Source organism: Mucilaginibacter ginkgonis (assembly GCF_009754905.2).
GTDB classification, from domain to species: Bacteria; Bacteroidota; Bacteroidia; order Sphingobacteriales; family Sphingobacteriaceae; genus Mucilaginibacter; species Mucilaginibacter ginkgonis.
Window position 1 is genome coordinate 2,850,538 of the sequence record NZ_CP066775.1, and the last position, 20,649, is coordinate 2,871,186.

The following is a 20,649-nucleotide window of genomic DNA, read 5'->3' on the forward strand; positions in this document are numbered from 1 at the left end:
ATAAAAACGCGTTCTATTGCTATTTCAGCAGCAATTCGGTCTCTGCAAATTTTTGCGGCTTGGCCTCGGGTTGTGCGGTGTATATCACCTGCAATTTTCCCTTATGAAGATTTTGATTCGATTTTGGCTCTAACGCAATATTTACTGTCCGAACAGCATTTGGGGTATAAACGGCTAATCCTCTGATAATTCCCAGCGACGATACTGTACCATTATCGGCAACATAATTTACCTTAATGTCACCATACACAGATACATTCCCGCTGCGGTTAATATCCAATTGCAGCACCGGCTTGTTATCCTGGTATTTAACAATAAGATTGGTCATCGATACCTTAAGGTCTTGCTGACCCACGCGGATAATTAGCGGGATAGATAGACCGTACTGTGCAAGCAATTTAATGCTGATCTCACCCTTTATCGCGGCCGAATCTTTAGATTTATCTATGATCGGCGAATTGTCGATCTTAGGTACAGCCCTGAAATAAATATGCGACCTGTACTCACCTGTTTGTAACTGTGCTGTATTTACAAGCTGCAATTTTATAGTTTGCGCTTCATTAGGCGCTAAAGACACAGAACGCGGAAAAAACCTGACAAATTTATCTGCAAAGTACTGACCAGAGTCCGGAGCGGTGATCTCTTTAAAACTGCCGTCTTTCTCCATACGGTACTCAATAATAGAGATGGTAAAGCGGGCAGAGTCAATACCGGTGTTGGCCAGATTAAGTTCTTGTACCCTTTTTGCTCCCTCAAACACTACACGCCGCGGTACTATTAATAAGTTACCTTGTGCTTTTACACCCAGGGGGAGGTTTATCAGCGCTAAAAAAATAACCGCGTAGAAATATCTCATAGAAGAAAAAAATCAGTGTTAATCGGGGTCAGCTCTTTAATTAGTCCGTTTTGCTTATGCTAAAATAGTCTTTATACAAAGAAAGCGTATAGTGAATATACGCCTTTTTTGTATGATATCTTTTCTTGTTAAAAATATTAGTTATAGTTTACAGTAACTGTAAATGGTGTTGCAGATGTATATGTACCTGCAGCCTGGCTTGCACCTACCGTTAAAGTAGCACCTACTGTTAAAGTTGAAGTACCCGAAGTAAGTGTACCTGTACCAGATGGGCTGCTTGTAAATGTTGCAGCAGTCATGGTATTTGCGCCACTTGACAATGTAGTTGAAGTACCTGGCAATGTAATGGCGTAAGTATAACCAGACTGACCGGTTACAGTAAATGCCGCTGCAGCCACAGTACCGGTAGTTGCAGGTAAAGTAACACCACCTGTAACTGTACGTGCACCTGTTGCAGGTAACACTACTGTTCCGCCGGTTGCACCGACTGCTATGTTACCAAAGCTCATGTCTGTAGTTTTAGAAATAGCAATTGGGGTAACAATGGTTGCAGTAGCTGTAGCAGTTGCAGATGCCTGAGCGAAAGATGCCGTGTTAGCCATTAAAATAAGGCCGAAAGCACAAGCAGCAATTGTAAATAATTTCTTCATGTTGGTTTGTTTAAGAGTGTTAATCTGATAGTTTCTTATTAATTGTTTAAATGTTCTTAGGCTATTTACGATACAATGTTAATAAATAATTTGCTAAGTGAAAAATCAAGCCCTTGAAATTATATTATAAAGAACAAGCATAGTTAACTGGCTATAACTGTACCAATTACACAAAACACGCTTAATAACAGCTTGAACAATGTTTTTATATTTTACACTGTGGAATTATGGGGAATTTTGGGGCGAAAATATTTTTACTAATTTTTAATTCCACATAACCTTAAACGACAAAATTCCACAAAATGAGCAAGTTACCATCGCTTATTAACTTATTGGGCAACCATTTTTTTACCTGATGCCTTGGCCTGTGATATTAAATATTACCGGCTGTAAGTTTGTTGCAAAAGATGCAACCTGCCTAAACTTTTTAAGCTAAAAATGCGTTATAGGGGTTAACAAAATTGCTTTGATAGCAGCGTTGTGAAGTTTTATGCTATATTTAGCAAAACAGTAACAGATAACGATGCAGAGATAATTACCCAAAAGCTTATTTATTTACCATTTGTTCATCATTTTGCATCATCATTTTAAATTACCCCGTTTAAAATATCAGTATAGGTTAGCCAACCACCGTTTTCTTTTAAAGTACAAGTATTGCTTTATCATTTTTTTTGTTGCACGGATAGCTGTCGCCAATGCCCAGGTAGCAGATACCGTCAGAAAAGACACCATTTCGGCTAAGAGAGACACCGCGCATGTACAGACAGCCACTACTCCTCAGCCCGGGATCAGCACATCTGTTAAGGGTAAGGTAGTAGATGCCAAAACAGGCAAGCCGCTATCATTCATTAGCATTAAGTTTGACGGTACCGGCTACGGCACAGACAGCAACGACGATGGTGAGTTTTGGCTGACCGCCTCAGGTTCTTATACCAAAGTGACTTTTAGCACGGTAGGCTATCAGTCCGTTACCAGAAATATCCAGCCCGGTAAACTTAACGAGCTGAGTATAAAGCTTTCGGGCAAAACCACGCAGTTAAAAGAGGTAGTGGTTAAATCGGGCAAGAAGCAACCATACAGAAATAAAGGCAACCCTGCCGTCGAACTCATTCAACAAGTAATAGACCACAAGGCATTAAACCGTGCACAGAGCAGCGATTATCTTCAGTTTGATCAATATGAACGCATAGGTTTTTCGGTTTACAACTTTCCGCCGTCTTTATTAAAAAGTGGCTTTTTGCGACCATATAGTTTTATGGTAGACACACTGCAGAAAATTAACGGCAAGCCGCAAACATCCATTCCTATTTACTTATCGGAAAAGCTGTCTGAACATTTCTACCGCAAGCAGCCCGAGAAAACTATCGAAATCGTAACGGCTCAAAAAGCCAGCAACGTGCTTAAATTTATAGACACCGCCGGGTTGGGCGTTTACCTCAACAGGCTTTATGGTAACACTATAGACATTTATGAGAACAACATTTTCATTGTGGCTAATCAATTTTTAAGCCCTATTGCCGATCATTCTCCCAACTATTACAAGTTCTTTATTACCGACACCATCAATACTGATAAAGGGAAACTTATTCAACTAAGCTTTACGCCCCGTAATAAAGGCGACCTGTTGTTTGAAGGTACGTTATATGTTACACTGAACGGACGCTACGCGGTCGAAGGTTGCGACCTGAATGTGAACCATCAGATCAATATCAACTTTATGCGCAGTTTAAATGTGCATCTCGATTTTGAGGACTACCCCGACGGTCGTTATTATTTAAAGAAAAGCGACGTAAAAGCCGACTTTGGGCTATTTAAAAACAAAGGCTTGAGCATTTTTGGCGACAGGGTGGTAAACTATACCAATTACAAACTTAACGCGCCCCGAAGCCCCGCGTTTTATGAGGGTAAAAGTGAGCAGGTAACGGCTAATTCGGTCAAATTGGATACTGCTTTCTGGAACCGTAACCGTACAGATAGTCTTAATAAACAACAATCTACCGCGTACGCGCACATCAGCAGACTGGAGACTATGAAGTCTTATAAGCGTTTAAATTGGTGGGCGTCAACCATAACCGGCGGGTACGCTAACACAGGTCCCTTCCAGATCGGACAGATCGGGGATATTTATTTTCACAGCCCGGTAGAAGGTTCGCGTTTTCAGTTAGGCGGCCGCAGTACGCCAAAGTTGGATAGCACCATCTATTTAGAGGGCTATGGTGCCTACGGAACGCGGGACAAGCAATTTAAATTTAACGCTGCCACGTACTTCTCGCTCAATAAGACACCGTTCTACCGATACCCTAATGATTATTTTAAGGTCAGCTATTTCTATGATATCGGCAGACCGGGGCAAAGCAATTCTGTTACCAGCGGTTCTACACCATTAGGTTCCTTCCAGTCGAGCGTAAGCGATTATTTTCAATACACCCGTATTGTGCGCCTGGACTACGTAAAGGATTTTCTCAATCACTTCTCTTACCAGGTAAGCCTGAAAAACCAAAATCAACAAGCGGCAGGATCATTGATCTATCAACTTAACGACCCTGCGGGCACAGTCATTAATACTTTAAGTACAACTGAGGTTGGCTTGCACCTGCGTTACGCGCCACATGAGCAGTTTATACAAGGCACGCAGTACCGCCACACCATTTACAGCAAGTATCCCATTATCAACCTGCAAATAGATAAAGGCCTGAGCAATGTTTTTCATAGCAATTACAATTACGTAAACGTACAGCTAAACATTGCCAAGCGTTTTTATTATTCTCAGTTAGGCACGGCAGACGTTACGCTGCTGGGCGGTTACCTAGGCGGCAAGGTGCCTTTCCCGCTGTTGAACATCTCCCCTGCTAACCAGTCGCTGGAATATGATCCTGATGCATACAACAAAATGTATTACCTGGAATTTGTGAGCGACCATTACGCGGGTATCAACTACACCGAGAACTTCAACGGCTTTTTCCTGAACAAAATTCCGCTGATAGAGCATTTAAAATGGCGCGAGTACTTGTCATTCAAAGCATTGATCGGTGGCGTACGTAAAGAGAATGACCCAGCATATTCTATTGGATTATACCGTTTCCCAACAGGTGGTGCCAGCGGCACCGGAACTTATTCGCTGGGAAGTAAACCATATTTAGAAGGCGGTGTGGGTATAGGTAATATCTTTAAGCTGATCCGTGTAGATGTGATCAAACGTTTCAACTACCTGGACCACCCGGGCGTGACACCGTATGGTCTTAAGCTAAGCTTCAGTCCGGATTTGTAGTAGCGACACGCATTTGTGTAAGTTGCACACCAATTGTATCTTGCACACTTATCAGCTAACCAAAACCAATTATGAACTTCAAAAAATATACTTCGGCGGCACTGCTGTGCGTGGTTACCTTTGGCGGCTTCGCTCAGGTAAAAAAGCAAGGCGCGCATGCTAATAAAATGGATCAGTTCGTTTCGCAACTGATGTCTAAAATGACGCTCGACGAGAAAATTGGCCAGCTTAACCTGGTTACCAGCGGACAGGCTACTACAGGTGCCGTGGTAAATAATGGTGTCGAAGCCGGAATAAAGGCGGGTAACATTGGCGGCATCTTCGGTTTGTACGGTGTTGACAAGGTGCGCAAGGTGCAGGAGTTAGCGGTGAATAACACCCGTATGCATATCCCGCTGATATTTGGTTTAGATGTAATTCACGGCCACCGCACTATATTCCCTATCCCGTTGGGTATGTCGGCAACATGGGATATGCCCTTGATAGAGCGCGCTGCAAAGATCGCGGCCAGCGAGGCCACAGCAGAAGGTTTAAATTGGGTATTCTCGCCAATGGTTGATATTTCGCGCGACCCGCGCTGGGGCCGCATTTCGGAAGGTTCTGGCGAAGACCCATGGTTAGGCTCGCAGATAGCAAAGGCCATGATCAAAGGCTACCAGGGCACCAGCATGACCAACGCCGACGCGGTAATGGCTTGTGTAAAACACTTTGCCTTGTATGGTGGCGCTGAGGCAGGTCGCGAATACAATACAGTAGACATGAGCCTTATAAAAATGTACCAGGACTATCTGCCGCCATACAAAGCAGCACTTGACGCGGGCGCGGGTAGTTTTATGAGTTCTTTCAATACAATTAACGGCGTTCCGGCAACAGCCAATCAATGGCTGCTTACAGATCTGCTGCGCAAACAATGGGGCTTTAAAGGCTTTGTAGTTTCAGACTACACTTCTGTTAACGAATTAAGTGACCACGGCCTTGGCGACCTGCAAACAGTGTCGGCACTGGCATTAAAGGCCGGCCTGGATATGGATATGGTTGGCGAGGGCTTTTTAAAGACCTTGAAAAAATCTTTAAGCGAAGGCAAGGTAGCCAAAGCCGAAATCGATATGGCCTGCCGCCGTGTGCTCGAAGCGAAGTACAAGCTGGGATTGTTTGACAATCCGTATAAATCTATTAGCGCGGAGCGCGAAGCAAAGAACGTTTTGACAAACGCCAACCGCCAGGCAGCTAAAGAAACCGCAGAACACTCTTTTGTGTTGCTGAAAAACAAAGGTCAGTTGCTGCCATTAAAAAGGTCGGGCACCATCGCTCTGATTGGCGCGTTGGCAGATAATCACTCAGAAATGTTGGGTACCTGGGTTATCGCCGGCGACCCTAATAAATCTGTAAGTGTTATTGATGGTGTTAAACGCGCTGCCGGCCCAGATGTAAAGGTACTTTACGCCCGCGGGTCAAATTTCACAGATGACTCGTTGCTAAATGAGCGCGCTTGGTTTTTTGGTATGAAGCAACAGCGCGACGATCGCCCCGCGCAGGACATGATAGACGAGGCTGTGAAAACGGCTAAGAAAGCAGATGTTGTTGTGGCAGTAGTTGGCGAGTCGGCCAATATGACCGGCGAATCATCAAGCCGCTCTGACATTAGTATCCCCGAAACGCAGCAGGAGCTATTGCGTGCACTGGTTAAAACAGGCAAACCAATTGTTGCAGTGCTATTTAACGGCCGCCCGTTAACCTTAACCTGGGAGAATGATCACATTGATGCCATGCTTGATGTTTGGGCGCCGGGTACAGAAGCAGGTAATGCCATTGGCGATGTATTATTTGGTAACTATAATCCATCGGGTAAGATCACCGCAACCTTTCCGCGCAGTGTAGGCCAAATACCTATTTACTACGCGCACAAAAACACAGGCCGTCCCTTCAGCGGAAAAGGAAATGCCAAGTTCCGTTCAGATTATATCGATATATCTAACGACCCTTTATTCCCGTTCGGTTACGGTTTAAGCTATACTACATTTGGCTACAGCCCTGTTAAATTGAGCAAGACCAATTTAAAAGGCAATGAAACGCTTACTGCGACAGTCACCGTAACAAACACCGGTAAATTGTCCGGCGAAGAAACCGTACAACTTTACGTTGGCGATCCGGTAGCCACCATCAGCCGTTCCGTAAAGGAGTTAAAAAACTTTAAAAAGATCATGTTACAGCCCGGCGAGCAAAAAGACGTTACTTTCAACATCACCACTCAAGACCTTAAATTCTTTAATAATAAACTGGTTTACGATTGGGAACCAGGACAATTCAATATCGAAATAGGCACCAACTCAGCAGATACGCATAAGGCATCTGTACAGTGGGTTAAATAACAGCGCCATAATTTATTTTAAGCCTCGCAGGAAACTGCGGGGCTTTTTTTGTGCCTGCAAAATCCGGACAGCATACTATTCCGTTAATTATTACAAACCGACGCTACATCTACAAGTAAAACAATCAACCATCTACCTATGAAAACATTGTTTGCAATAGCTTTATCGCTGGTATCGTTTTTTAGTCCGGCAAACAAACCCGTACCGGTTATAGAACTGAATAAGTTTGCGGGCAAGTGGTATTCGCTGTACTCTATACCAACCATGTTTGATAAGAATACCCAGCAAACCACCACAATGTATACCTTAAATAAAGACGGTTATTATAACGTACTTACTGAGGCACACAAAGATGGCGATCTTAAAACATACCGATCGAAGTTGTTCCCTGTTGCGAATGTTGCAAACGGGCAGTTCAAAGCACAGTTTCTGTGGCCTTTTAAAGTAGATTATTGGGTGATAGAGGTTGCAGACGATTATTCTTACGTAGTAGTTGGCCACCCGGATAAAAAGTTTCTTTTCATTATGTCGCGCAAGCCAGAGATGGATGAGAAACTGCACGAAGAAATAGTAGCCCGTTGCAAAGCCAAGGGTTACGACGTTGCTAAACTTACCTCACAACACCATCATGCGTAAGGTTTGTGCCTATATCGTTAACCGTTACCTTACCCATCCGGATTGCCTGCTGCCTTTTCTGCAGTTGTAACACCGCTTAGCTTAAATGATAGTTTTTGTTATTTTTGACAAAATTTATTACTCATGAGCGAACTCATAAAATCATTATTAAACGACGCTAAATCTGCAATGGATAAGGCGATAGACCATGCTGATAACGAATTGAGCAAAATACGCGCAGGCAAAGCCAGCCCTGCTATGCTTGATGGTATATTGGTAGATTATTATGGTTCGCCAACTCCTTTGGCACAAGTAGGTAGTGTAAACACGCCTGATGCACGTACCATTGTTGTACAGCCATGGGAAAAATCATTGTTAGGCGCCATTGAGAAAGCCATAATGGAAGCCGACCTGGGCGTGAACCCACAAAATGATGGTGTCATCATCCGTATTAATGTTCCGCCGTTGACAGAAGAACGCCGCCGCGACTTGGTAAAAAAGGTTAAAGCTGAGGCTGAGAACGGCAAAGTATCTGTACGTAACATCCGTAAAGACATTAATGACAAGATCCGCAAGCTAAAATCTGAAGGCGTATCTGAAGACGAAATGAAAACCGGCGAAGGCGAAGTTCAGAAACTCACTGATACTTATATCGTTAAAGTTGACAAGCTTAGCGAGGTTAAAGAAAAAGATATCATGACGGTTTAACATAAACCCAATGTCAAATTAAAGGGAATGAGCGCTTTGCGCCATTCCCTTTTTTATTTTTGCAAAACTTATGAAGGTACTCTTAAACTACTTATCAAACTATAAATGGGTTGTAGTGCTTGCCCTTGTGTTGGCAGGCGTTAACATGGGTTTCTCGCTCTTAGACCCTTACATCACCGGCCGTATTGTCGACAACTTTATTGAAAAACGCACCACTTTACAATACAACCAATTTGTATGGGGTGCTGTGGGCTTGGTGGGCCTGGCTGTTGGCGCGGCAATGGTATCGCGCATCGCCAAAAACCTGCAGGATTATTACACCAACATTATCGTACAGAAAGTTGGCGCTAAAATGTATGCCGATGGCCTGAAGCATTCCCTTGAGCTGCCTTTTCAGGTATTTGAAGACCAGCGGAGCGGTGAAACCCTGGGCATACTGCAAAAGGTCCGTCTTGATTGTGAAAAGTTCATCACCTCCTTTATCAGTGTGTTATTCATCAGTTTCATCGGGATGATCTTCGTTATAGTCTATTCGGTAAGCGTAAGTTATAAGGTAACGTTGGTTTATTTCGCGGCCATTCCAGTTATCACTTTTGTCAGCATGGCCTTAAGCCGGAAGATCAAAACCATCCAAAGAAAAATTGTTGGTGAAACTACAGCGCTGGCAGGCTCAACTACCGAGTCGTTGCGTAATATTGAATTAGTGAAAAGCCTTGGGCTGGTGAACCAGGAAATAGAACGGTTAAATAATACTACCTACAAGATCCTTGACCTGGAGCTTAAAAAAGTAAAGTATGTGCGCAGCATGAGCTTTGTGCAGGGGACCACGGTTAACTTTGTTCGCAGCACTATGGTTGTGGTGTTGTTGATACTGATCTTTAATACTACCATATCGCCTGGACAATATTTTAGCTTCTTGTTCTACTCTTTCTTCTTATTCAATCCTCTACAGGAATTAGGAAACGTGATTCTTACCTGGCGCGAAGCTGAGGTGTCGCTTGGCAACTTCCAGCGTATACTAAGTATACCGATAGATAAGAAGCCCGCAAAACCGGTCTTGATCGAGAAGCTAAAGAAACTTGCTTTTGAAAAGGTAACATTTAAACACCTTACCGCGAACCGTAACGCGCTTAATCATATCAGTTTTGAAACCAATACAGGTGACACCATCGCCTTTGTTGGGCCGTCAGGCTCGGGTAAAACTACGCTGGTAAAACTATTGGTTGGCTTATACCAACCGCTTGAAGGCGACATTCTTTACAACGATGTGCCAAGTAACGAGATCGACCTTGACCAGTTGCGCGAACGCGTTGGTTTTGTAACGCAGGACACACAACTATTTTCGGGCACCATTAGAGAAAATTTGAAATTCGTGCGCCCGGATGCGACGGACGATGAGTGTATGAACGTACTGCACCGTGCCGCCTGTCAAAGTTTGTTGGCCAGGGCAGATAAAGGCCTTGACAGCGTGATCGGAGAAGGCGGCGTAAAGGTTTCCGGCGGAGAAAAGCAGCGTTTATCCATAGCACGTGCATTATTGCGCAGGCCGGATATTTTGGTGTTTGATGAAGCAACCTCGGCGCTGGACTCACTCACTGAAGAAGAGATCACGCAAACTATCCGCGATGTTTCAGAAAAGCAGGATCATATAACGATACTTATAGCACACCGGCTATCTACCATCATGCATGCCGATACCATCCACGTTCTGGAGAAAGGGCATATCGTAGAATCGGGCAAGCACCACGAACTACTCCTGCAAAAAGGCTTGTACTACGCCATGTGGCGACAGCAGATCGGTGAAAAATATACATTGGAAGAAACGGCAAATGTTCTATAACATTTGCCGTTTCTTCATTTAGTTGTGTATTAGACATTTAAAAAGATGAAGGTAGCGCTACTTATTGACACACAAAGTTTTACGAAAGTTCATTTCCACTAGATAAATTCATACTTAAAAGTAGGTATTGATTAAATATTTACCTTTTCAATCGCGATTTTCGTAATTATTTCATTATTTAAAAATTCAGAGCATATTTTAAGCTCCATATTTAATGTTTTTAGCTTGACGTCGGAGTTTTTTACCAATTTCTTAAATAATTTAATACATTTTTATCTTAAACTCCCATTAATTATCATATTTTCATCGTATTAGGTTTTGTTTTATTGAAATCTTAATCTAAATTGGATTTCAACTAATTTAATTACGCATGAAAAAAACTTTACTTAGTGTTTTATGGGTATTGCTATTGATAGGCCAGGTGGCCTTTGCCCAAACCAGAACGGTAACCGGTACGGTTACCGGAAAAGACGATGGCTTACCGCTTCCGGGAGTAAGTGTAATTGTTAAAGGTACCAAAACCGGTACTCAAACTAAAGTGGACGGTACCTTCTCTATTAAGGTACCGCAAGGCGATGCTTTAGTTTTCACTTACATTAGTTTTGCCAGTCAAACAATTGTACCACAAGGCAACCGACCATTAAACGTTGTACTGGTTGGCAGCAGCAGCGACCTTAACGAAGTGGTGGTGGTTGGTTATGGCAGGCAATCTAAAAGAGAGAACGTGGGTAGCATTGCACAGGTAAAAGGCTCTGAACTTGCACAGCAGCCCGTTCAAAATTTTGAGCAGGCACTAGCCGGTAAAGCTGCGGGTGTGCAGATCACAATTCCGAACGGGGTATTGAACACCCCACCGGTGTTTCACATTCGTGGTACTAACTCAATTTCTTTAAGCTCGCAGCCATTAATCATTGTTGATGGGGTGGTAAGCTTCACAGGCGATTTCAGCGGTGGCGAATCAGGCGGCAACGCGCTTGCGAACATTAATCCTGATGACATCGAAGACGTTTCTATTTTAAAAGACGCTTCGGCCACTGCCATCTATGGTAGCCGTGGAGCCAACGGTGTGGTGTTGATCACAACCAAAAAAGGTAAAAAGGGATCTGCAACCGTTAGCGTAGACTCATGGGCCGGTATGACAAAAGTTTTCAGGTTACCAAAAGTGCTTGACGCTTTTCAGTATGTAAATCTTAAAAATGAGGCTTTAGTTAACGCAGGGTTGTATAATACAAATGCTGCAAACGGCGCTTTGGCCTTTACAACATTAACGCCAGATGCCAACGGCAATCCTATTAACACCGACTGGACAAAGGTGGTTTATCGTACAGGCCATTCGTATAATAGTTCTATCAGCGTATCGGGAGGTACCGATAAAACCACTTATTACGGATCTGTTAATTATACTAAGCAGCAAGGTGTGATTGTAAAAAATGATTACGAAAGCAAAGGCATGTTGTTTAATGTTGATCATAAAGCTAATAAGTACATTACTATCGGCGCCAAGTTAAGCTATGCAAACCAGCTTAACCTTGCAGCAACGTCGTCTGGCTCTTTAAACGGCGAGGCCTATGCCACAGCAGGTCTTGGGCGTATAGCTGTTCTGCTGCCACCCAACCTGGGTATTTATAACAATGATGGCACTTACAACTTAAACCCAAGCGGTGCAGGCATTGGTTTGATGAACAACGCGGGTTACGCTATTAGCTATCCAAACCCTCAGCCTGCTATAGACTTGGACAGGGCCAATAATGAGATAAACCATACCGCTGCCAATGTTTACTTACAGGTAAGCCCTGCGCCATGGGTTACTCTTAAAACGCAATACGGCGTTGACTATCTGTATAGCAACAACGATACCTTTTTTAACCCTATCTCAAACTTCTCTGTGAGTAATGGTGTGCAGGTAAACTCTGCCAGCGCAACGGATAATTACCTGCAAAACAAGCGTTACGTGTGGGACAATACCATACAGTTCGACAGGACGTTCTTTGCAAAGCACGCGGTAAGCTTATTATTAGGTAATGAGCAGCAAAATACTACCGTTTATGGGTTCGGTTTACAAAGGTCCATATTGTCAGATCCTTCATTCAACCAGATCCAATCAGGGTTTGTCAACGTAGTACAAAGCAGTACAGGTACCAATCAAAATACTGGGAATTACCTCGTTTCATTCTTTGGCCGTTTAAGCTACAACTTCGATCAGAAATACTTCCTGACAGGTACTTTACGTAAAGATGGGTATTCTGCATTTGGGTCAAACAGCAAATATGGCTACTTTCCGGGTGTAGGTGCCGGTTGGGAAGTTACCAAAGAAAAATTCTGGACAGGAATTGGTGCCGATAAAGTATTTAGCAGCTTTAAATTGAAAGCCAGTTACGGTTCTGTTGGTAACAACGCGGGGTTGCCAGATTTTGCTGGTACAACTTTTTACTCAAGCGGTTTGTATAACGGCAACCCTACATTGGGGCCCAATGCAAATGGCAACAATTTGTTAAGGTGGGAAAAAAGCCAGAAAACTGACGTTGGTTTAGATTTTGGTATCCTTAATGACCGCGTTACAGCCGAGGTTGGCTTGTACAGAAACGACATTACAGGTTTGATCTTTAACGTGCCTACCGCCCCATCTGCGGGTTTGGCCAGCAACCCTTACGTAAACATCGGTTCTATGTATAATAAAGGTTATGAGGTAAATATAAACGCAGACATCATTCGCACTCCCAAATTTAAGTGGACGTCTAACTTCAACATTGCGTTTAATCAAAACACCATTACAGCGTTAATTCCCGGAACAGATCAGTTTACTTATTCAACTTCGAGCTTAGAAACAGCAAACATTAACCGTGTAGGTGGATCTGTTGGCGACCTTTACATCATCAAAACCGCCGGCATTGATCCAAACAACGGCCGCCGCATTTTCCTGAATGCTGCCGGCAAGCAGATCGAGTACACCTTTACCGGCACGCAACACTGGTATAATTTGGACGGCACACCATACTTGACTGCTGCCGGTACGCCAAATACAATTAATCAATCTGCAGACGCATCAGATTATGGCAATGCTGTTCCGAAATTTGTCGGAGGCTTTAACAACAGCTTTAGATACGGCAACTTCGATTTAAGTACCACCTTCACATTTCAGTTAGGGTTTTACTTGTATTATGGCACAGGTGCTACTTTGACAGATCAGCGTTTCTGGAACAACTCCACAGACATTTTAGATCATTGGACAACACCCGGACAAGTGGCTAAATTTCCTAAGGTTGTTTTTGGTGATAACGTATCTAACGGTACGTCATTCCCAACAGATTTTAATACATATAGAGGCGACTTCCTAAAGTTGAAGACCGTAAATCTGGGTTACACCTTACCAAAATCCGTGTTAAGCCACATTGGTTTGCAAAGCTTAAGAATATACGCAACTGCGTATAACCTGTTTGTGATAACTAAATATCCGGGACCTGATCCGGAAGTTGGTTCAAACGGAACAGCTAATAGCACCCCTGGTGTAGACCGTAATACAGCTGCAAATGGCAGAACATTCACAGCAGGTTTCTCACTTAAATTCTAATGCTTAATTTAAAAGAAATGAAAAAGAGATTTTTATTCATCATAGGCGTAGCGTTACTAAGTAGTTACTCTTGCCAAAAAGATAAATTATACCCCGCATCGGCGACGCAGGTTGTAGCGGATGATCAATATCTGCCGTTCTCTACGTCGGCACGTGTGGTTAGCCAGGTACTGGGGCTTTATTCAAATATGCGCAGTGGCCAATTTTATGGTGGCCGTTTACAAGTTTATAATGACGTTAAAGCAGAAAATTGGCTAAACAACACATCTAACTCTGTTACGGCATATCAAACATGGACCCAAACTGTTAACAGTACAAGCTCTGAAGTACTGAACCTTTGGTCGCAGGCTTATTTTACTATCAACAACTGCAATCTGTTTTTAGAGGGCATGGCGGCAAAAGGATCGTCAGTAGTTGGGGCAACGTTGGCTGCAAATTATATTGCAGAAGCAAAGTTTGTAAGGGCTGCATCTTATTACGCACTTTTAAATATGTATTGCCCGCCATTCGCTAAGGATAACGGCGCAAGCCCGGGTGTGCCCTTACGCCTAACAGGCAATTCTGTATTTGCAAGTTATGATCTGGCCCCGTCAACGGTTGCACAAGTGTTTGCGCAGGTAGTTTCAGACCTAAATGACGCAGAAGCCGGTTTACCACTTACCTACGGCGATGCCACCAACAACACCACACGCGCGCATAGAAATACCGCAATTGCGTTTAAGACCAGGGTGTTCCTTGCAATGCAACAGTATTCAAGTGTAATAACAGAAGCCAATAAAATTGTAAGTGCAACAGCGCCTTTCACCGCAACAACCGGCGTGGCTAATACTATGCAAACCGCAGTAGCTAACGTTTATAAAGCGCCCTATACCACTACAGAGTCTATACTCTCAATGCCATTTACTACTACAGAGCCTGTTGGGAGCCAAAATGCCTTGGCAGACTACTTTTCGGGCTTGGGTTCATCTGAATTTTATTTAAACCCCGCCGGTGTATTAGCAGATGCAACGTGGAAGTCTACCGATGCACGCCGCGCTTTAATTACTGTTAAAAACAGCAAAAGCTACACACTTAAATATCCCGGCACTTCGCCGTATCTGGACTGGGCACCGGTTATACGCTATCCTGAAGTTCTATTAAGCTTAGCAGAAGCACGCGTTAGAAGCACAAACACCATAGACGCGCAGGCTTTGGCCTTGCTTAATGCGGTTCGTGGTCGCTCTGATGCCAGTACAGTGTATACAGCTGCAAGTTTTGCTACACCTGCCGCATTTGCCAATGCCATAGTGCAGGAAAGGAATATAGAGTTTTTAGCAGAGGGCTTGCGCTGGAATGATGAATGGCGTTTACAACTCACCATCCCATCTAAAAATGCCAGTATACCTGCAGTAGCTGCTACAGACCCGGCTTACATCTGGCCAATGTCTGGTAATGAGCAATTGTATAACAAACTTATAGGCAGATAATTGCCCAAAATGGCCTATTGAGCAAGCCGCCCCGACAGGGCGGCTTTTTTATGCGCTAAATTTTAATGTTGCTGATGATGTATTTACTTGCAGCGTTGCCTCACGGCCAAGAATAAGTGCGTTATTATCGTCTACGTGACCGGCCGGGAAATCGAATGCAACCGGGTAGTCATAGTCCTTCACCAGGTTCATTACGATTTGCGGAACTGTAAAGCCAAAGGGAATGTCATTATCTTTTAATCCTGTAAATCCGCCGATAATCAACCCCGCCAGATGTTTGAGTTTGCCGGCACGTTTCAGGGTGTATAGCATTCGGTCTATCGAGTACAGATACTCCCCCACATCCTCCAGGAAAAGAATTTTGCCGGAATAATCAAAATCAGAAGCCGACGCCAAAATGTTTACCAATAGCGACAAGTTGCCGCCGATTATTTCAGCTGTTGCAGAGCCGGGTCGGTTGGCCTCCCTGGTATTAAATTGATAGCTCAGCTCTTCGCCAAATAATGCCTTTCGTAGATTTTCTAAAGATCGAGTGCTTGCGTCCGGAATATTTACCGGCATCTGCCCGTGGATGCTTTGCAAACCATAATTAGCCCATACATGCGAGTGCAGCACGGTTATATCACTAAAACCAACAAGCCATTTCGGGTTAGTTTTTAATACATCGAAATTTATTTCATCAATGATCCGCACAGTACCATAGCCACCGCGCGCCGCAAAAATGGCTTTAACTTCGGTATCATCTATAAACTTTTGCATATCAGCAGTGCGCAAGGCATCATCCCCTGCAAACTGGTGCCAGGTGGCCGATAATGTATCGCCTAAAACCACCCGCAATCCCCACGATCTTAGTAGCGCTAATGCATCATCCATTTGTGTTTGCGGCTTTTTTGCCGGGCAGATAATGGCAACCAGGTCGCCTTTTTTAAGGTACGGGGGGCTTATGCTCATTTTTATAAATTATCTTTGCCAAGTTAAAATAACGCGTTAACACTTTGGAAGATCAAAATTATAAAAGATATACCATTACGGCCGCTTTACCCTACGCTAACGGCCCAAAACACATAGGGCACCTGGCGGGGGCGTACATCCCTGCAGATATTTATGCCCGCTACCTGCGTCTCAAAAAACGCGACATTGTTTTTGTTTGCGGTTCTGACGAGCATGGCACCGCCATTGCCAACCAGGCGATGAAAGAAAACACCACGCCGCAGGCTATTGTAGACAAATATCACGAGCAGATAAAATGGTGTTTCGAAAAACTGGATATCTCTTTTGACATTTATCACCGCACCAGTTCACAACTGCACCATGAGACCGCTCAGGAGTTTTTTAAGCAGCTATATGATAAAGGAGATTTTGTAGAAAAGGTGTCTGACCAATATTTTGATACTGTTGCCAATGTTTTCCTTGCCGACCGTTACATTATCGGCACGTGCCCTAATTGTGGTAACGAAAAAGCTTATGGCGACCAATGCGAACGCTGCGGCACATCATTAAGCCCGGAAGAACTGATCAACCCACACTCTGCATTGAGCGGCGAAAAGCCCGTATTAAAACCTACTAAACACTGGTATCTGCCGTTGGATAGATATGAAGGTTTTTTAAAAGAGTGGATACTGAACGGCCATGCTTCCGACTGGAAAACCAACGTTTATGGCCAGTGCAAAAGCTGGATAGATGGCGGCCTGCACCCGCGTGCGGTAACCCGCGATTTGGACTGGGGCATAAAAGTTCCATTGGCAGATGCAGATGGCAAGGTACTATATGTGTGGTTTGATGCGCCAATTGGCTATATATCCGCTACTAAACAATGGGCTATTGATAACAACAAAGACTGGGAACCTTATTGGAAAAGTAATGATACCAAGCTGGTACACTTTATTGGCAAGGATAATATCGTGTTCCATTGCATTGTGTTCCCGGTGATGTTAAAAGCGCAGGGCGAGTACATCTTACCGCAAAATGTTCCGGCAAATGAATTTATGAACCTGGAGGGCGACAAAATGTCGACCAGCAGGGGCTGGAGTATCGAGATGCATGAGTACATCAATGACTTCCCGGGCAAGACCGACGAATTGCGTTATTATCTGACAGCTATTGCACCTGAGACCAGTGACAGTGAATTTACCTGGAAAGATTACCAGGCACGTGTGAATAACGAGTTGGTAGCCATCCTCGGTAATTTTGTAAACCGTGTAATGGTGCTTATGCATAAGTATTTCGACGGAACGATCACTGCCGATGACGACGTTGATTTTACTGATGAAGGTCTTAGCAGTTCTGTGGGTAATTTATACGACGAGTTAGAGGTTAGTTTCGAAGCGTATAAATTCCGCCAGGCACAGCAAGTGGTAATAGAAATGGCGCGATTGGGCAACCGCTACCTTACCGAAAAAGAGCCATGGAAAACATTTAAGAGCGACCCGGAAACAACGCGCGATGCCTTGCATAATTGCGTGGTGTTGATTGGCCACCTGGCGACTGGCCTGCAGCCCTTCCTGCCGCAAACTGTGACCAAATTGCTTATGATGTTGAACCTACCTGCCGAGATGATCACCTTTGATAGTGAACTTAAGTTTGCTAACGGTCATAAACTTGGTGAGCCTGCTTTATTATTCGAAAAGATAGACGATGAGGTGATCCAAGTACAAATAGATAAGCTAAATGCCAAAGCGCAAGCCATCGCAGAACCGCTAGCTGAAATCGAAGTGACTCACGAGATACAGCCTGCTAAAGAAAATATCAATTACGACCAGTTCGCGGCCATGGATATACGCGTGGGTACAGTATTGACAGCTGAGTTGGTTCCGAAAACCAAGAAGCTGATGAAGCTGACCATCAACACAGGTATTGATACAAGAACGGTGGTATCCGGCATTGCAGAACATTTTGAACCTGATGAGATAATTGGCAAACAGGTAAGCATCCTGGTAAACCTTGAACCGCGCGAACTGCGGGGGATCCTTTCGCAAGGTATGATCCTTATGGCAGAAAATCCGGAAGGCAAACTGGAATTCGTGGCACCAGCGAATCAAACTGTCGCCGGGTCAATCATTAAATAAAAAACAAATACAAAAGTGTCAAGAGCGGATTAACTTGTTAGATTACCATCTGCACATTTTGAAATCTGCAAACTCGCACATTTTCTTACATTTGCACATTAAACAGGTCCCGTAGTTCAACGGATAGAATAGAAGTTTCCTAAACTTTTGATATGAGTTCGATTCTCGTCGGGACCACATAAGAAGCCCTTTCAATATTGAAAGGGCTTCTTTGTTGGCGATGTGCTGCTGGCACTCTCGAACTGGGGTGCCACGCACCGCGATAAACTGCGTAAAGAACGGTAAGCTACTGAATTGGGCCTGAGGTAAGGAAGTCTTTAAGCGCTACTAGTTTATCAGTATTGATTAGATCTACGCCACAACTAAGCAGTTCCTGCCATACATTCTTCTTATCGGGCGATGCCCAAAGTCTTACCTTTTTACCGAAACGATGCGCAACTGCCACCAAATCACATAGCTTTTGCCGCTCGGCCTTTGATATATCGCCGCGACCATCCCATGTAAGCAGTTTAGAATATTTACAACTTGCGGTTTGGTAAATGTTATGGGTTAGTGTGTCTTGCCGGCTCTTCATCAGGTCTTCGTCAATGAAAGCCAGCCTGTCTGTTTGTGACTTTAATAATCGGTATGGCTTATGGCCGCTAAGCACTACCGTGATCTTACGCTGTACAAATTGTCCGTTCTCGTAGCCGGATATTACAGACCGGTATTTCTCCAGCAACTTTTGCAAGGCCAGATAAGTTTCGTCAGCATCAGATTTGATGTCTATCATTAGCATAACGGGGTAAGATGGGCATGCTGCCTGGGTACTTTTACCATTTATACAATCTGCCAAAGGTTTGAGGTATAGCTTCTCTAACGTTTTGTTGCGATGCAAAAAGGGCAGTATGTGGGCTACCACCAATTTTCCTTCGCGCAGATAAACATCGGCTTCAATGTGCGTATATCCATTCTCCAGGGCGTCATATAATGGTCTTTTATGCCAGTAATCGTTATGGGCGAAAGCATTAACTAAAGAAGGGGTTTGGGGGCGGGCGGCATGGCCGATTATCATCAGGGCAAGCAGGATAAATAATTTTAGGTGCTTAGGGCAATGGCTTGCTGTCTGCATCGTCAGTAATTATTTAACGCGAAATTACCGCCGCAATGTATCTAAATGATTACGCCATCATAAAGTGTTAAGCACTTTTATGTTAAGAATAAAGTTTAATTGGGCCATGCTCTTGTTGCGGAGCGCTGCACGCGCAACTTTGTTGTTATAAATTCAGGCAAATAATAATTAAATCTTTTTAAGACTTGATGTGTTACACAAACATCTTCATATTAAGACACTTACGTAAGATGCCATCACCCGAGAAACTGGACAATCATCAATTAAAAGAATATTTCTTAGAACACCTTAACCGAATTTACGGGGCTAAACTCGATATATCTGCAAAATTACCCTCCATTGCCGATCATGCAGATTTTATAGACCTGCGCGATGCCACCATAGAAACATTGGAAGACATACAGCAACAAATTGAAAATATGCTGGAGATCTACCGCGCTTTAAATGCCACTTACATGCCTACTTCCCGTTCGGGGAGCAGCGGCCTTCTTAATGACCTTTATGAAACAATTTTCAGGCAGAAGGATGATAGGATAATGCGCGATCTGAGTATCCTCTTTTATATGCAAAATATGGAAAGCCTTGAAGTGAGCTCTTTTAAAATACTGATGATGATCGCGAAGAAGATGGATAATCAAAACATCATCCAGTTGCTAAAAGAGAATATAGACCTTGCAAATGACGACCGTAAATTAATGACCGTCATCAACCAGCGTTTTTTGCGGGATTAATAATTTTATATCCTTGTGATAAAATTTTTCTAAAAAAGAAAATTTAGGTAAACATTGCGCCTATTGATGTGTTGACTTATCAAACAAAAACATCAAAACCATGGAAACATTAAATGCAACGGCGTTAGAAGAGCAAAATGACTTTGCTTCTGCGTATGATGATGATTCAACAACGAACAACCTCAACGAACCGGGCGAGGATGATACCCTTGATCAGGACGATGACTTAGTTGATGAGGACGACACCGCGCTTGACGATGACACTGAAGATGAAACGCTTGACGACGACGGAGATTTTGCAGACGATGATGACGATGTAGAAGACGCCGATCTTGATGACGCAGATTTAGACGACGATGCCCAGGATGCTGACGAGCCGAGTGCTACAGCCTAATTAAGAAT

The 20,649-nt window shown here is 43.7% G+C and carries 14 protein-coding genes and 1 tRNA gene; 11 read left to right on the forward strand and 4 right to left on the reverse strand.

The genetic code is table 11. From position 1 onward, the window contains the following. Positions 1 to 19: 19 nt before the first annotated feature. Together GO620_RS13240 and GO620_RS13245 are read right to left on the reverse strand one after the other, a co-directional pair. The gene (locus tag GO620_RS13240) at positions 20 to 856 is read right to left on the reverse strand and encodes a fimbrial biogenesis chaperone (RefSeq protein WP_157526908.1); all 837 of its coding nucleotides are present in this window, start codon (positions 854 to 856) and stop codon (positions 20 to 22) included. A gap of 137 nt (positions 857 to 993) precedes the next feature. After that, positions 994 to 1,506, reverse strand: coding sequence for a DUF4402 domain-containing protein (locus tag GO620_RS13245; RefSeq protein ID WP_157526907.1), 513 nt, complete (start codon positions 1,504 to 1,506; stop codon positions 994 to 996). Between the two features lie 562 nt (positions 1,507 to 2,068). On the opposite strand from GO620_RS13245, the gene GO620_RS13250 reads away from it, so the two are divergent. The 7 genes from GO620_RS13250 to GO620_RS13280 all read left to right on the forward strand — a co-directional run bounded on the left by GO620_RS13250 (position 2,069) and on the right by GO620_RS13280 (position 15,340). Then, complete coding sequence (locus GO620_RS13250; protein ID WP_157526906.1) at positions 2,069 to 4,774, forward strand: DUF5686 and carboxypeptidase-like regulatory domain-containing protein; 2,706 nt, start codon at positions 2,069 to 2,071, stop codon at positions 4,772 to 4,774. Positions 4,775 to 4,845: 71 nt separating this feature from the next. Then, positions 4,846 to 7,143: a beta-glucosidase BglX gene (bglX, locus tag GO620_RS13255; RefSeq protein ID WP_157526905.1), complete on the forward strand. Its 2,298-nt coding sequence runs from the start codon at positions 4,846 to 4,848 to the stop codon at positions 7,141 to 7,143. Positions 7,144 to 7,281: 138 nt separating this feature from the next. Next, positions 7,282 to 7,779: a lipocalin family protein gene (locus GO620_RS13260; RefSeq protein ID WP_157526904.1), complete on the forward strand. Its 498-nt coding sequence runs from the start codon at positions 7,282 to 7,284 to the stop codon at positions 7,777 to 7,779. Positions 7,780 to 7,902: 123 nt separating this feature from the next. Continuing rightward, the gene (gene frr / locus GO620_RS13265) at positions 7,903 to 8,466 is read left to right on the forward strand and encodes a ribosome recycling factor (RefSeq protein WP_157526903.1); all 564 of its coding nucleotides are present in this window, start codon (positions 7,903 to 7,905) and stop codon (positions 8,464 to 8,466) included. Positions 8,467 to 8,536: 70 nt separating this feature from the next. Continuing rightward, positions 8,537 to 10,306, forward strand: a complete 1,770-nt coding sequence (locus tag GO620_RS13270; protein WP_157526902.1) for an ABC transporter ATP-binding protein — start codon at positions 8,537 to 8,539, stop codon at positions 10,304 to 10,306. Between the two features lie 370 nt (positions 10,307 to 10,676). Then, complete coding sequence (locus GO620_RS13275) at positions 10,677 to 13,874, forward strand: SusC/RagA family TonB-linked outer membrane protein (RefSeq protein WP_157526901.1); 3,198 nt, start codon at positions 10,677 to 10,679, stop codon at positions 13,872 to 13,874. 17 nt (positions 13,875 to 13,891) lie between these two features. Further along, on the forward strand, positions 13,892 to 15,340 hold the full coding sequence (locus GO620_RS13280; protein ID WP_157526900.1) for a RagB/SusD family nutrient uptake outer membrane protein: 1,449 nt from the start codon (positions 13,892 to 13,894) through the stop codon (positions 15,338 to 15,340). Positions 15,341 to 15,388: 48 nt separating this feature from the next. Here GO620_RS13280 and GO620_RS13285 read toward each other — a convergent pair whose 3' ends face one another. Next, positions 15,389 to 16,291 (reverse strand): S66 peptidase family protein, encoded by a 903-nt coding sequence (locus GO620_RS13285; protein ID WP_157526899.1) that lies wholly within the window; start codon positions 16,289 to 16,291, stop codon positions 15,389 to 15,391. Positions 16,292 to 16,335: 44 nt separating this feature from the next. Here GO620_RS13285 and metG point away from each other — a divergent pair, with 44 nt between their 5' ends. Together metG and GO620_RS13295 are read left to right on the forward strand one after the other, a co-directional pair. Further along, entirely contained in the window at positions 16,336 to 18,405 is a 2,070-nt protein-coding gene (metG, locus tag GO620_RS13290; RefSeq protein WP_157526898.1) for a methionine--tRNA ligase, read from the forward strand. Between the two features lie 105 nt (positions 18,406 to 18,510). Then, positions 18,511 to 18,582, forward strand: a tRNA-Arg gene (locus tag GO620_RS13295). A 109-nt stretch (positions 18,583 to 18,691) separates the two neighbouring features. Here the strand turns inward: GO620_RS13295 and GO620_RS13300 are convergent. Continuing rightward, a complete protein-coding gene (locus tag GO620_RS13300; protein WP_157526897.1) occupies positions 18,692 to 19,516 on the reverse strand; it encodes a phosphatidylinositol-specific phospholipase C/glycerophosphodiester phosphodiesterase family protein in 825 nt (274 codons plus the stop codon). A 230-nt stretch (positions 19,517 to 19,746) separates the two neighbouring features. Between GO620_RS13300 and GO620_RS13305 the strand changes: the two genes are divergently transcribed. Both GO620_RS13305 and GO620_RS13310 read left to right on the forward strand, forming a co-directional pair. Next, a complete protein-coding gene (locus GO620_RS13305) occupies positions 19,747 to 20,247 on the forward strand; it encodes a DUF892 family protein (RefSeq protein WP_198173624.1) in 501 nt (166 codons plus the stop codon). Positions 20,248 to 20,347: 100 nt separating this feature from the next. Beyond that, positions 20,348 to 20,641, forward strand: a complete 294-nt coding sequence (locus GO620_RS13310) for a hypothetical protein (RefSeq protein ID WP_157526895.1) — start codon at positions 20,348 to 20,350, stop codon at positions 20,639 to 20,641. Positions 20,642 to 20,649: the final 8 nt, after the last annotated feature.

What these genes read in the sequence shown, in the direction of transcription:
- frr (WP_157526903.1), top strand. Translation starts at nt 7,903, where the DNA reads ATGAGCGAACTCATAAAATCATTATTAAACGACGCTAAATCTGCAATG.
- GO620_RS13275 (WP_157526901.1), top strand. Translation starts at nt 10,677, where the DNA reads ATGAAAAAAACTTTACTTAGTGTTTTATGGGTATTGCTATTGATAGGC.
- bglX (WP_157526905.1), top strand. Translation starts at nt 4,846, where the DNA reads ATGAACTTCAAAAAATATACTTCGGCGGCACTGCTGTGCGTGGTTACC.
- GO620_RS13285 (WP_157526899.1), bottom strand. Translation starts at nt 16,291, where the DNA reads ATGAGCATAAGCCCCCCGTACCTTAAAAAAGGCGACCTGGTTGCCATT.
- GO620_RS13245 (WP_157526907.1), bottom strand. Translation starts at nt 1,506, where the DNA reads ATGAAGAAATTATTTACAATTGCTGCTTGTGCTTTCGGCCTTATTTTA.
- GO620_RS13305 (WP_198173624.1), top strand. Translation starts at nt 19,747, where the DNA reads ATGCCATCACCCGAGAAACTGGACAATCATCAATTAAAAGAATATTTC.
- GO620_RS13270 (WP_157526902.1), top strand. Translation starts at nt 8,537, where the DNA reads ATGAAGGTACTCTTAAACTACTTATCAAACTATAAATGGGTTGTAGTG.
- GO620_RS13260 (WP_157526904.1), top strand. Translation starts at nt 7,282, where the DNA reads ATGAAAACATTGTTTGCAATAGCTTTATCGCTGGTATCGTTTTTTAGT.
- GO620_RS13310 (WP_157526895.1), top strand. Translation starts at nt 20,348, where the DNA reads ATGGAAACATTAAATGCAACGGCGTTAGAAGAGCAAAATGACTTTGCT.
- GO620_RS13240 (WP_157526908.1), bottom strand. Translation starts at nt 856, where the DNA reads ATGAGATATTTCTACGCGGTTATTTTTTTAGCGCTGATAAACCTCCCC.
- GO620_RS13280 (WP_157526900.1), top strand. Translation starts at nt 13,892, where the DNA reads ATGAAAAAGAGATTTTTATTCATCATAGGCGTAGCGTTACTAAGTAGT.
- GO620_RS13300 (WP_157526897.1), bottom strand. Translation starts at nt 19,516, where the DNA reads ATGCAGACAGCAAGCCATTGCCCTAAGCACCTAAAATTATTTATCCTG.